The sequence below is a fragment of the Aliiglaciecola sp. genome (genome assembly GCF_039982535.1).
In the GTDB taxonomy this organism is placed as follows: domain Bacteria; phylum Pseudomonadota; class Gammaproteobacteria; order Enterobacterales; family Alteromonadaceae; genus Aliiglaciecola.
Genome location: NZ_JBDWYG010000019.1, coordinates 57,713 through 70,283, shown reverse-complemented (window position 1 = coordinate 70,283; position 12,571 = coordinate 57,713). Strand labels below are relative to the sequence as shown.

Genomic DNA, 12,571 nt, shown 5'->3' with positions numbered 1-12,571 from the left:
TGCGCTTGCCAAAGTGCGGCTTTGATTTCTTCTTTGGTTAGATCTGGATTGTCTTTTTTTAATTCATTTCGAATTTCTTTGAAACGCTCTAATAATATATCATCAAGGTACTGAGCGCTTCCTGATTAGTCAGCAGAGATTTGAAAGGCATATAAAGCATATGATGAGCTATCCAATCGCAGAAAACTGCTCCTAGGACCAATTTGATGCCTGAATCGTTACCGGCATACAAGTGAAAACGGTTTGCATATTTAAGCTTTTCTTTAAGCAATGTATAGTGAGCTAACACACTGTAAGTTTGTTGAACCAATAACCCTTTTGGTGGCATTTGTAGCTCAACATTGCGCTCAGTTTCTGACGCTTGCTCGTTAACATCATCGTCACTTAATACGTATTGCGCATAACGTCTGTAATAGGGAAACTTCTCTTGCTCTTTCTTTTCACGATGCTCTTTGTTTATCTCGATGTAGTTACTGGTGAAATCGAAATTAACGTTTGAAACAAAAACAAATCCTGTGTCGTTATCGACCGTTGATGTATTCACAATAGGCGTAGGCTTTGGCATGTTATGGTCGCCCCAGTTACTTAAATAAAACTGTCTGTCTGAGCTAAGATTCAGGGTTTTAGTGGCAACAGCATGGTCTAACATTTGAGAGTGATAGTGGTCAAAAGCTATGGCTTGCTCATAAAAGAAATTGATTTTATCGTAAATGACTTTGGCACCAAGCCCATGCTTATCCATCATCCGATTAATGATGTCTTTGTTCATCAAATCTTTAAAGATTGTAACGTTAGTTAAATCTCGTTAATGACGGTTAGCGGGATTTACCTTAATGGCAAACCGAGTATCACACTCCTTACAGGTTATAAGTTGAGAGCCTAATCTATCTTCTTTAATAACTTGCGTTACTGGCTTGCCGCCTTTTTTAAGTGGTTCTTTGATTATATGATCAATAACGCGGTCAGGTTGAGTTTTACCATCTAATTTATAAAGCGCTGGATGAGTGTAAATGCCTTTATCTCTGTTGTTACATCTTGGCTTTTGAATCCGCGTTCCTCTCCTGCTTTCAGGTGAATGCGGGATGTAGTAATATCGAAAGCTGCTTGGGATAGCTGGTATCGCTTTATTTGGACAAGTAGGCTCTATTGGTTCATGCACCGTTGATAAACGTGCTACTTCCGCTTCGAAGCAACGGTTATGTATCATGGTCGTGCTATGCCCACATAGTTTACAGGTCAGCATGTGTTCAGATTTATCATCACTCCACGTAAGCTTATATTCATTGCCTAAACCACGCTTTAACTCACCATTGTCTTTATACTTAGGATTTTTAGCTATTACACCAAAGTATTCACACTTTGGATTTTTGCAAAAATTAACTTGTGTATAATTGCCCGTTTCTTTGTTTATATAGGCTCTTGGGATTGAATTGGTTTTAGTAGGTGTATGTTTGTTCTGCTGTGGTGTTGATTTAAGTGGTACTTCGGATTCATCGAGTAATTTAAAAAAGAGTTGGGCGCAGAGGGATGCATCAAGTAAAGCGCTGTGTTTAGTCCGACTTGAAATATCTATACCACATCTCAGATAAGCTGCATCTTAGCTAACTTTTCTAACATCAAACTTGCTCTTGGCAAGCTTCATTGCACAAGTCACTTCTGCGCAAATATCAGAAATCGTAGAGGGTAATTTATACGGTTTAGCTCTGCATTTAGGAACTTTAAATCAAATGGGGCATTAAAGATAACAAGGTTGGTATCTTTGATAAATTCGATGACAACCAGTATGAGGCTCTAAACCAGTTGTTTCCGTATCTAAGAAGACATATCGTGTCATTATTACCACTCCTATATCCAATATTATAGGAGGTTTTGCTGAGTTTTAAATAACTCATTGAAAAAACTCGCTAATCGTACATTACATTGTGGTATTTACTTGCTGGCTTGCAATAGCCCTGTTAGGTATCTATTGATTTTCAAGGTTTTAAAAAGAAAAAGAGCCACTGTCGTAAAATAGTAGCTCCGAGTTGACTCAATAGCCCGACCTAAGTCGCTCTTTTTTTGTGCTGGTTTTTAGTATTTACCAACCACACTTTCTGTCTTGATTTTGTTCATCTAACCAAGCTTTTAGTGGCTCGAAATAGTCAAGAATAGCAGTAGCGTCCATTTCAGGTTTACCGGTTAAGGTTTCTAATGCTTCTTGCCAAGGTCTACTTTGTCCCATTTCCAACATATTATTCAATGCAGTACCGGCTTCTTTACTGCCGTATATTGAACAGCGGTGCACAGGACCTTGGTCACCGGCAATTTCACATAAACTTCTGTGGAATTGGAACTGTAAGATATGCGCTAAGAAGTAGCGAGTATAAGGGGTATTGGCAGGAACATGATATTTTGCCCCAGGATCAAATGCATCTGCAGGGCGATCAACCGGTGCTTGCAAACCTTGATACTTTTCACGTAGTTGCCACCACCCGCTGTTATATTGTTCTGGCGTGATTTCCCCAGAGAATACTTTCCATCGCCATTGATCAACCATTAAACCAAAAGGTACAAAGGCAATTTTATCCAAGGCTAATTTAAGTAACATGCCAATATCATTTGACGCATCAGGAATGTTGTCAACCAAACCAATTTCTTTTAAATACTTAGGCGTAATGGATAAAGCAATGGTGTCACCAATAGCTTCATGAAAGCCATCATTTGCAGAGTTTTGATATAGGGGGGGTTGTTTATTATAAGCCCGCTGATAATAGTTATGACCTAGTTCATGATGTATTGTTGAGAAATCTTCACCATTTTTTTGAATACACATTTTAATCCGCAGATCTTCGATGTTATCAACATCCCAAGCTGAAGCATGACAGACTGCATCTCTCTCTTTGGGCTGAGTAAACATGGAGCGTTCCCAGAATGTTTCTGGTAAAGGTGCAAAACCTAAAGAAGAAAAGAAAGATTCGGCTTGTTTAACCATTTGGATTTCGTCGTAATCATGCTCTTCTAACGCTTTGGTAATATCAATAACATCCATTTTTTGTTCAGGTTTTACGATGTCATAAATATTGCCCCATGATTGCCCCCACATATTACCGAGTAAATGGGCAGGGATAGGCTCATCTTGTGGCACCACATCTTCACCGTACTTTTCACCTAATTCGGCACGAACGTGGCAGTGAAGTGCTTCATAGAATGGTTTTACTTGGCCCCATAAACGATCTAGCTCTTGGCCAAATGCTTCTGCTTCCATGTCGTAACTGCCGCGCCACATTTCGCTTAAATCTTTTTTACCCAACTCTTGAGCACCTAGGTTCGCAAGTTCAGTTTGTTCTGCATAAAGGGCTTTCATGGGGGGAGAGACTTGGCGCCAACCTTCCCACATCTCTAATAATAGTTTGGGGTCACGTTCGCTTGCCATTATATTGGACATTTCAGGTAGACTGAAACACTCATCTTCGCTGCGACAATACTTTCCAGCTCCATACATACCACCTAACTCAGAGCCAATTTGCGCTAAACGGGCGGACTTTGTCGGATCTTTTGGCGCGGGCATAACCAAACTATTTGTTAATAAGTTGAGCTTTCTTCTGGTGTCTTGATCAACCTCAACGGTGTTAAATTTTGCTGACTCTTTGGCATAATTTGTTGCTAAAGAAGTGACTTTTTCGTTGAAGTAGGCACTTAATGCTGCAGTATCTTGATTAATATAAGTTTGATAGGCCCATTCGGCCTGAGCTGCAGGTATGAGTAATTCTGAAATATCCTTTTGTGCTTTTTCAACAAACTGCTGCGCATCTTTTTCAGTTAGTGCTTTGGGTTCAGAATTAGAGGATATTTCTTGCTTATCCCCACATGCAGCCAAACCTAAGGCAGCAATAACTAATAGTGCACTTTTAGTGCGTTTGAACGTCATGTGTTTTTCCTTTTTATAACAGAAATGAAAAAGCGGCTAATAAGCCGCTTTAATCGTTTATCATCGTCCATTGTACAAATTAACGTGGAAGTTTTGAACCTGGATTTTGAGCCATAATTTTCTCTTGCCAATAGTCTTTCACTGAAAAGCTACTCTTACCTTTAGGTTTTTTAGAGGTTTTCGATTTTGTCGCAACTTTGTTATCTGATTTAGAAGGCTTCTTTTCTACCGTTTTTGTGTCTGAGCCACTAGATACTAGGTCATTAGTCATTTCTTCGAGTGCTGACAGTCGGACATTCTTTCCACCATCAATGCTGTACCAACCACCTTTAGCTTCCACTGTTGGTGTTTTGCCATGGGCGGATTTATATGCTTCGGTAAACTTCTCAATAACCTGATCTTTGTCCAGTTTGCTCATTTTAGGATCTACACCTTTTTACTAAAAATAATTGATATTGTTGAAATGCTTTTATACCGTGTTTTCTGAAAAATGTCTAATATCGACAATTATGTAGCAAAAATGCTATTAAAATGTAAAGGGTAACTATGAGCATCAATAACCAAACGTTATTAACTTACCTTAATCAGCTTCTTAAGCCTGAAAAAGTTAAAGACTATTGTCCCAATGGGTTGCAGGTGGAAGGAACTTCCGAGATCCGCAAAATTATTACTGGAGTAACGGCTTCTCAGGCACTTATTGATCGAGCTATAGAGTTAAATGCTGACGCTATCTTCGTTCATCATGGTTATTTTTGGCGTGGAGAGAACCCTTGTATTGTTGGTATGAAACGGCAACGAATTAAACACTTAATTAATAATGAGATAAACCTCTACGCCTATCACTTACCCTTAGATATCCATCCAGAGCTAGGGAATAACGCGCAATTAGCTAAAAGATTGAATATAGATGTTATCAGTGGATTGGAAGCGCAAAACCAGCAAAGTGTTGCCATGTTAGGGCAGTTTGAAACGCCGTTAACATTGCAACAGTTATCTAATAATATTGAAACATCTTTACAGCGAACGCCACAGGTGATTTCGGGTGGTGAGCACAATATTAAATCAATTGCTTGGTGCACAGGTGGCGGACAAAGTTATATTGAAATGGCAGCAGAGCAGGGGGTTGATGCGTTTATTAGTGGAGAAATATCAGAACAGACGGTGCATGTAGCCAGAGAGATGGGTATTCACTTTATCGCTGCTGGACACCATGCAACTGAACGTTATGGCGCTAAAGCCGTTGGTGAATATTTGGCAAGATCTTTTGATTTAGAAGTGATATTTGAGGATATCGACAACCCCGTTTAAGACTTTTTAAGTCTGCAAACTTTTAGGGTTGTTTAACCAATTTGGTTAAAACCAACTTTTAATTTTAACCCATGTATTGCCCATCCACTCATACCACCAGCGTTCAAATTTATAGATGCTTTTAGACGCTGGTAACAAATAACCAGTGCCACCGTCTTCAGAATCTCTAACAAGGTGTTCTGTTGGTGCTGGAATAGGAGTTAATCCTTGTTGTTGAAATAAATACACTGCGCGTTTCATATGGGTGGCTGAGGTAACTAATGCGAATTGTTTATTTTGTAATGTAGCCTGTAAGTTTGCGGCTTCTTCTTCGGTATCTTTGGATAACGGAACTTCGATAACACGATTAGCTGGGACGCCCATAGCAATGATAAACTGTGCGGTCATATAGGCATTACTAAACGTTTGTTTACCAACGTTACCAGAGGTGAGTATTTTGGCTGAGGGGTTATGCTGCAATATTCTGATGGCTTCTGTTGCTCTTATCAGTGAGCAAGGAGAAAGTTGAGATGTAATTGGCACCGCTCTGTCATTCACGTGGGCGCAGCCTAGTACAACAATATAATTAACCTTTTCAGATAAATCGTATTGTGGATATTGGCGTTCTAAAGAATGTAAAAGTGTATTAGGAATCGGGGCAAAAGAAACCAAAATGAAAGCCATTACCCCGACACTTAGAAAAAGCTTGGCGCGACCATATTTTTTTCGCCATAAACAAACCATAGCGATAAACAGACATATTAAAATCATCGGTAAAGGCATTAAGAATACACCGATAAACTTTTTAATTAGGAACAAATCCACGTAAAATGATCTCCAGTAAAGTCACATGTAGTAGGCAGCTATGCACCACCTTAAAAATATCATCCTATGAGTAAAAATTCAGATCAAAGCTTTGATTCATTGATGGATAAGTTTGCTAACAATATTTACGGTTCTAGCAAGGGAAAACTGCGACACGAATTGTTAGTTAACAATCTGCGTAATTATATCAAGCTTGAAGATAAACCGCTCGACATAATCGATGTGGGGGGCGGAACAGGTATTATGAGTAAGGTGATGCTTGAGTGGGGCCATAAGCTCACGTATAACGATTTGTCTGCAGATGCCGTGGCGATGGCGAAACAAAACTTGGCTGAGTTTGATGATGTTAGATTTCTTTGTTGTTCATTAAGCGAGTTACCAAATCAACAGAGCTATGATGTGGTGATTTGTCACGCTGTTTTAGAGTGGTTAGAGTCACCACTGGATGCAATTTCAAGTTTGGTAACTAAAGTGAAGCCCGGTGGACTGCTATCTTTAAGCTTTTTTAATAAAGACGCCCATAGGTTCGGAAATTTGCTGTACGGGAATTTCGATTATGTTGCTGCTGATATGAAAAATAAAAATACGGTGAGATTGAATCCAAACAATGCATTAGAACCGAAAAAAGTCATCAATCACTTAGATAACTTGCCGGTTAAAATTATTAGTAGCGCGGGGATCCGCTGTTTCCATGATTATCTAAAAGATATATCGAAACAAACAGATGAATATGAAAATATAAAAGCAGCTGAAATAAAATACGGACATACAGAACCTTACAAATGGTTAGGTAAGTATTTTCATCTCATCGTTCGTTGTTGAAACCTAGATTCAATTTTCTTGAAGCTAGGCTGGGCTATTAAATATCCATATTATAGCCAATTGCTTTATGCCAAAAAGGTATTCTCATCCGATTGTTGTTTGTGCATTAAATCAATGTTGTTTAGGGTCGTTTGTGCGATTTGTAGTAGGGCTTCATGGGTGAAGAACCCTTGATGACCAGTAACTAAAACATTGGGAAAGCCGACTAACCTATCAAAAACGTCGTCTTGCATTATTTCCCAAGACTTATCTTCGAAAAATAGATCAGACTCCATTTCATAAACATCTAAACCTAATTGGCCAATTTTTCGAGATTTTAATGCTCTTATAACCGCCTTGCTATCCACTAAACCACCACGAGAAGTATTGATAAGCATGACGTCATCTTTCATTTTGCGAATCGAATCATCATTTATCATGTATTGACTTTCACTGGTTAACGGACAATGTAAGCTTATGATATCTGATTCACTTAAAAGGCTATTTAGAGATACAAATTTGACGTCTTTATCTGTACTTTTTTGCGTTATAGGATCGTAACAAATCACCTTGCAACCCAAGCCTAGTAGTATATTGGCCGTGCACTTTCCGATTTTCCCATAGCCTACAATACCAGCAGTTTTGCCATGGAAGTTGAAGCCAATTAAGCCGTTAAGGCTAAAATTGTTTTCACGAACACGGTTGTATGCTTTATGTAATTTTCTATTCAAGGTCATCATGAGTGCAACGGTGTGCTCTGCAACAGCCTCGGGTGAATAAGCGGGTACACGAGATACCCTGATGCCAAGCTGTTTAGCAGCTTGTAAATCAACGTTATTGAAACCGGCACAACGCAATGCGATGTGCTTAATCCCCATTTCTTTGAGGTGTTCAATTACCTGTTTATCAACTTGGTCATTTACAAAAACACATATGGCTTCGTAACCCTGACACAAAGGGACAGTATCAATGGACAGCTTCGCTTCTTGAAAATCTAAGGTGAAATTATAAAGCGCGTTTTGTTTATTAAAATAGGTAATATCATGAGATTTACTACTGAAAAAGAGTGTTTTCATTCTGTTAGTCTCTTGGTGTGAACGATGATTTGTCGGTGAAAAAGGAATTAAAGTAGTGCCTCAATATCTTTTTGAATCGCTTCAGGTTTAGTTTTTGGGGCATATCTTCCCATGACTTTCCCTTCTTTATTGACTAAAAATTTTGTGAAATTCCACTTAACACTTTTGCTTCCTAAAACGCCAGGAGCCTGTGCTTTTAAAAATTCGTAAAGGGGAGATGCATTTTTACCATTCACATCTGACTTTTTAAATAGGGGAAAGTCGACATTGAAATTTAAACTACAAAATTGTTCAATTTCAGAGTCTGAACCTGGTTCTTGATGTCCAAACTGATCACAAGGAAAACCTAATATTTCCAAACCCTGTGATTTGTATTTTTTGTATAGTGCTTGTAAGCCATCATATTGGGGGGTGAATCCACATTTACTGGCGGTATTAACGATCAACAGAACTTTGCCTTTGTAATCTGAAAATTCTTTTACTTCACCGTTACTCATTGGCATTTGAAAGTCGTAAATCAAGTCTGACATATTTTTCTCATGTAGGTTGCTACTGTTGTTTTCTAATATTTATATTATCGGTTCATAATTCCACTGGTGACCCGCATAATGTACTTTCGCTTTAGCGTATTCACGTTCAGCTCGCCAAGTACGGTTGTTAAGCTTAACCACAACCCCAGCATACAAACGTTTATTCGCTATTATTTTGATTCCCTCTTGATAGGAATCTTTGGCTTGCTTCATTTTTTCACACTTTGTTTCTAACCATTCTAACAACTGTGATTCGTTTTTAAACATCTCTTCAGCTTCTTTAAATTTGCGCTGTAGGTCTGGGTGGATTTTTTTACTGCGCATTAATTCAAACTTGCCTCTGTGGCGCAAATTATTGTCTCTTAATTGCAGTAACAGTTCCTCTACCGTATCTTTTCTTTCCAAAAGGTTGTTGAACCCCTGGCTGAAGTCAATGTTCAAATGGCTGCCAGAAACTGCACCTAAGGTGCCGGCCGTTATCGCGCCTTTGCATTGAATATCGCAGGCAAATAAATTTCCATTTGGTTTATCAATGGGACCGATTGTCACGCTTCCACCGCAATTTATTTTACTGTATGCCAGTTGGCGGCCAATGGTAACGTTGCCGCTACATTGTACATTTAAACCTTGGCCATGTTGAACGTGAACACTGCCTTCGGCTATTAATCTAGTGCTATATTCAGTGCTGTGTTCGTTTACTTTGCCCATGGCACCTTCTGTTATGATGATGTCGCCGCCGGCTTTAATGGTAGCCGATTCAACAAAGCCATTGATGGTGACATCTCCACTGGCGGTAATTTCCATTTTTTCAGTCACATCGCCATTCACTAACACCGCACCATCGTATTTAATGTTACCGGTACCAACATTTACCCCTTTACAGATAAATGTATCATCAACCCACATTTTGCCATTTTGGAATTTTGGCATGCCGGTGATTGCAGCGATAAACAAATTTTCATCATGGTCACTGCTTTTGATCCCATCACCGGGCTTGAATTTAATCCAAGCACCCACCTTAGGTGCAATTATTCCGCCTTTAACATTAAAGCCACTGCGACCTTTGGTTGGCGCAATACGACGTAATACTTCGCTGTTCGCTTTGACACAAATAACGTCACCTAAGTTGCGCATGTCAACACGGCTAGAACCACTTGTCTGAGGTTTTAATATTCTTTCAAGGGCATTGGGTACCAGCGGCTTCAATTTAGAGTCTTTACCATTTTTGACGGGTAGCCCTTTAGCAACTAGCGCTTCAATTATGGAACCAGGTTTTGCAGATTTGGCTTGTGTTGCAATGTCGTCGATTACTTTTTTACTTAGACCTCTTACAACACCGCTGTCATTGGCTAGTTTGACTAATTCAGTGGCGGTGGGAGAGTGCCCACCGTAAGCGGCAGTAATGGTAATAAACCCATACATATCATTGTCTTCAATACGGAATTTTACCTTTGCGTCTTTTTTCTCTGCAATCACTTCGGTAATTGTTTCGTAACTGCCTTCTTTGCGAGCTTTAGTTAATGAGTCTGCTGCATTAATGACATTCTCTTCTGATAGATATAAGTTTGAATAGTCGCTGTTATTAAAACAATTGATAAGGGATTTTGTATCGATGTTAGGCGCTACATCGCTTGGGTTGATTACTAAATTTAAAAATATGCCGCTATCATCTAGCCTAAAATTGATGCCTTTCATTGCTTCCACCTGGAATTAATCCGATCTATTCGTTACTGCTTTATCGACTATAAGTATAAATATATTAACTATAGACAACACATGGGACTTTGTTGGTCAACATGGGCTGCTAGTAGTCAATTCAATATGTGATATTAATTCGGGTCTAAGGTGTCATTCAAACGCACTTAAACACGGTAACATTTAAAGTCTATTTATATCACATAAGTGAAATGTACTTCCCGTTAGTTTTTTATACTAAGGGATTAATTTAGAGTGTGTAATCAGTTCTTATTTGCCTCTACTATAAGCTTTCTGCGTATTGATGTAGGGCTCTGATAATAGCTCTTTTTTCTGGGTTATTCTGATACTCAAATGTTAATTGTTCCAATAAGTTTAAATATTCAGGCAACTGCATGCTTGCCGGTGATTCAGGATCGGTTAGGCGATATTGTCTATGACGTTGCCATTTCATGATCTCTTCTTCATTTAAACTGATAGGATAATTTCTAGCTCTATATCGAAATAATAAGGTACTCAGTCTTGGATCTTCGAATTCCCACTCTTTTGTGCCTAAATTATCAGGCTCAATTTGATGAATTTGATTCAATTTTTGGCGATCAGAATCACTTAGGAAGCCACCGGTGTATAGGGCATAGTCAGCATCCATTGATGGTTCTGACTCACGCGGTTGATCAAATACAGCAACAAGCTTATTGGCCAGGCTGGTTTGGCTTTTGATGTTTGCTAAATTTTGTAAACATTGGCTACGGTCGATACCTAAACGTTGTGCATTTTCTTCGCTAAGGGTTTTTGCTGGCGCTATGACTGGGCACTTATTAAGGTGGATAAGTTTAATAGGAAGTCTTTGTTGTCCCTCAGGCATATCAGATGCACGTTGATATAATCTGGCCTTTATTTCTTCAACGTCTAAGTTGAACAAGGGAGTCGGATCCAAGCCGAGATTTAAACATATAATGGCGTTTTTATTGGTTGGGTGGTAGCTAATGGGGAGCACCCACGTACAACAACCATTTTTTGCCGGTAATTTTGAAGAAATATGTACCAAAGGAACTTGGGCATCTATGTTTATATGTTCAGCTACTTTGCGTTTATTACGCAGACTGAAAATATAATCGTATAATTTAGGTTGAGCTTGTTTAATCAGTTTAGCAATGGCAATAGTGGCATACACATCCGATAAGGCATCATGGGCATCAGCATGAGAGATCCCGTTTGCTTTTGTGAGGTCTTCGAGTTTGAAGCTCGGCGTACCATCTTCTTTGTAGACCCAGTTTATGCCTTCTGGTCTTAATGCATAACATGCCCTTACTAAATCTATAATATCCCAGCGGCTATTGCCATTTTGCCATTCGCGCGCATAAGGGTCATATAAATTTCGATAAAGGGTGTATCGAGTGACTTCATCATCAAATCGAATACTGTTGTAACCGGCGCTACAGGTGCCAGGTGTCGCCATCTGTTGCAGTATTTTTGCAATGAATTCAGCTTCAACCAAGCCGTCTCGGATAGTTAACTGTGGAGTAATTCCAGTCACTAGGGCTGCATAGGGATTCGGTAAATAGTCATTAGGTATTTGGCTGTACCATTTTACTGGTTTATCAATAATATTGAGCTCTAGATCAGTTCTTATTCCAGCAAACTGGCAAGGAACGTCTTTTTGAGGGTTTACTCCCCATGTTTCATAATCGTGCCAAAGGATTGATGGGCTCAATGTTATCACTCTCTGCAATTAGTTTTCTCAATGCCACAGGTTAAATAAGATGAAAATTAGCTTATTTTTAGCTAGGTGGAATTTGAGTTGGGAAAAATAAGAATTATACAGAATCCAATAGGTTCTGCTATCCACAATGGCATTCTTAACGCATCTGACAAAAAATACTAAAATGTTTTTAAAAAGTTATGTTTTTTAAACGGTTATGACTATCTTTATATTAGGTGGTCAATTTAATCCACAAATTGATAGCTAACCAAAACACTTTCGAAGCTAAGGAGAAAGGGTGGAATCATTAAAAGTAAATCACTATATGAATCGTCGGCCCGTAACTTTTACCGATGAAATGCCAGTGGCAGAGGCGGTAGAGCGCCTTTTAACTGGAAAGCAATCTGGGGGAGCCGTGTTAAACCCTCGTAATAAAGTAATTGGCTTTTTGTCTGAAAAAGACTGCATAGCTCGAATGATCACATCTAGTTATTATCGAGAGCAAGTGGCCCGAGTCAAAGAGATTATGAAAACAGATGTTTTAGCTGTGAAATCTTATGATTCAATTATTGAAGTGGCCCAGCGTTTTTTAAACGAAGGTACGAAATTATACCCAGTGGTAGATGATGACGGTTATTTTATTGGCACTATCAGCCGGGCAGATGTGCTTTATGCAATAGATGTTCAACTAAGAGATGGATATAAACGCGCCTAAAAGCGTTTAATAGGCTACTTTGCTGGAAATTTG

Annotated in this window: 12 protein-coding genes; 3 read left to right on the top strand and 9 right to left on the bottom strand. The window is 39.0% G+C overall.

What is annotated here, in order from left to right; genetic code table 11:
- Positions 1-88 precede the first annotated feature (88 nt).
- From ABJV04_RS04325 to ABJV04_RS04310, 4 genes are all read right to left on the bottom strand, one after another.
- The gene (locus ABJV04_RS04325; RefSeq protein ID WP_348490074.1) at positions 89-769 is read right to left on the bottom strand and encodes a hypothetical protein; all 681 of its coding nucleotides are present in this window, start codon (positions 767-769) and stop codon (positions 89-91) included.
- Between the two features lie 36 nt (positions 770-805).
- Positions 806-1,207 (bottom strand): hypothetical protein, encoded by a 402-nt coding sequence (locus tag ABJV04_RS04320; protein ID WP_348490073.1) that lies wholly within the window; start codon positions 1,205-1,207, stop codon positions 806-808.
- A gap of 870 nt (positions 1,208-2,077) precedes the next feature.
- Positions 2,078-3,907, bottom strand: a complete 1,830-nt coding sequence (locus ABJV04_RS04315) for a M2 family metallopeptidase (protein WP_348490072.1) — start codon at positions 3,905-3,907, stop codon at positions 2,078-2,080.
- A gap of 79 nt (positions 3,908-3,986) precedes the next feature.
- Complete coding sequence (locus ABJV04_RS04310; RefSeq protein WP_348490071.1) at positions 3,987-4,325, bottom strand: hypothetical protein; 339 nt, start codon at positions 4,323-4,325, stop codon at positions 3,987-3,989.
- 128 nt (positions 4,326-4,453) lie between these two features.
- On the opposite strand from ABJV04_RS04310, the gene ABJV04_RS04305 reads away from it, so the two are divergent.
- Entirely contained in the window at positions 4,454-5,215 is a 762-nt protein-coding gene (locus ABJV04_RS04305) for a Nif3-like dinuclear metal center hexameric protein (protein WP_348490070.1), read from the top strand.
- Positions 5,216-5,260: 45 nt separating this feature from the next.
- Here the strand turns inward: ABJV04_RS04305 and elyC are convergent, their stop codons facing one another.
- On the bottom strand, positions 5,261-6,019 hold the full coding sequence (gene elyC / locus ABJV04_RS04300; RefSeq protein WP_348490069.1) for an envelope biogenesis factor ElyC: 759 nt from the start codon (positions 6,017-6,019) through the stop codon (positions 5,261-5,263).
- A 66-nt stretch (positions 6,020-6,085) separates the two neighbouring features.
- On the opposite strand from elyC, the gene ABJV04_RS04295 reads away from it, so the two are divergent.
- Positions 6,086-6,841, top strand: coding sequence for a methyltransferase domain-containing protein (locus tag ABJV04_RS04295; protein ID WP_348490068.1), 756 nt, complete (start codon positions 6,086-6,088; stop codon positions 6,839-6,841).
- A gap of 65 nt (positions 6,842-6,906) precedes the next feature.
- On the opposite strand, the gene ABJV04_RS04290 is transcribed toward ABJV04_RS04295, so the two are convergent.
- The 4 genes from ABJV04_RS04290 to sbcB form a co-directional block, all read right to left on the bottom strand.
- On the bottom strand, positions 6,907-7,896 hold the full coding sequence (locus ABJV04_RS04290; RefSeq protein WP_348490067.1) for a 2-hydroxyacid dehydrogenase: 990 nt from the start codon (positions 7,894-7,896) through the stop codon (positions 6,907-6,909).
- Positions 7,897-7,943: 47 nt separating this feature from the next.
- Positions 7,944-8,426 carry a glutathione peroxidase gene (locus ABJV04_RS04285; protein ID WP_348490066.1) on the bottom strand — a complete coding sequence of 161 codons (483 nt, stop codon included), beginning with the start codon at positions 8,424-8,426 and terminating at the stop codon, positions 7,944-7,946.
- Between the two features lie 39 nt (positions 8,427-8,465).
- The gene (locus tag ABJV04_RS04280; protein ID WP_348490065.1) at positions 8,466-10,121 is read right to left on the bottom strand and encodes a FapA family protein; all 1,656 of its coding nucleotides are present in this window, start codon (positions 10,119-10,121) and stop codon (positions 8,466-8,468) included.
- A gap of 283 nt (positions 10,122-10,404) precedes the next feature.
- Positions 10,405-11,841, bottom strand: a complete 1,437-nt coding sequence (gene sbcB / locus ABJV04_RS04275; protein WP_348490119.1) for an exodeoxyribonuclease I — start codon at positions 11,839-11,841, stop codon at positions 10,405-10,407.
- A 280-nt stretch (positions 11,842-12,121) separates the two neighbouring features.
- Between sbcB and ABJV04_RS04270 the strand changes: the two genes are divergently transcribed.
- Positions 12,122-12,538, top strand: a complete 417-nt coding sequence (locus tag ABJV04_RS04270; protein WP_348490064.1) for a CBS domain-containing protein — start codon at positions 12,122-12,124, stop codon at positions 12,536-12,538.
- The last annotated feature ends 33 nt before the right edge of the window (positions 12,539-12,571 follow it).

Coding starts and splice junctions, on each gene's coding strand:
- ABJV04_RS04325 (WP_348490074.1), bottom strand. CDS start 769: ATGAACAAAGACATCATTAATCGGATGATGGATAAGCATGGGCTTGGT.
- ABJV04_RS04320 (WP_348490073.1), bottom strand. CDS start 1,207: ATGATACATAACCGTTGCTTCGAAGCGGAAGTAGCACGTTTATCAACG.
- ABJV04_RS04315 (WP_348490072.1), bottom strand. CDS start 3,907: ATGACGTTCAAACGCACTAAAAGTGCACTATTAGTTATTGCTGCCTTA.
- ABJV04_RS04310 (WP_348490071.1), bottom strand. CDS start 4,325: ATGAGCAAACTGGACAAAGATCAGGTTATTGAGAAGTTTACCGAAGCA.
- ABJV04_RS04305 (WP_348490070.1), top strand. CDS start 4,454: ATGAGCATCAATAACCAAACGTTATTAACTTACCTTAATCAGCTTCTT.
- ABJV04_RS04295 (WP_348490068.1), top strand. CDS start 6,086: ATGAGTAAAAATTCAGATCAAAGCTTTGATTCATTGATGGATAAGTTT.
- ABJV04_RS04290 (WP_348490067.1), bottom strand. CDS start 7,896: ATGAAAACACTCTTTTTCAGTAGTAAATCTCATGATATTACCTATTTT.
- ABJV04_RS04285 (WP_348490066.1), bottom strand. CDS start 8,426: ATGTCAGACTTGATTTACGACTTTCAAATGCCAATGAGTAACGGTGAA.
- ABJV04_RS04280 (WP_348490065.1), bottom strand. CDS start 10,121: ATGAAAGGCATCAATTTTAGGCTAGATGATAGCGGCATATTTTTAAAT.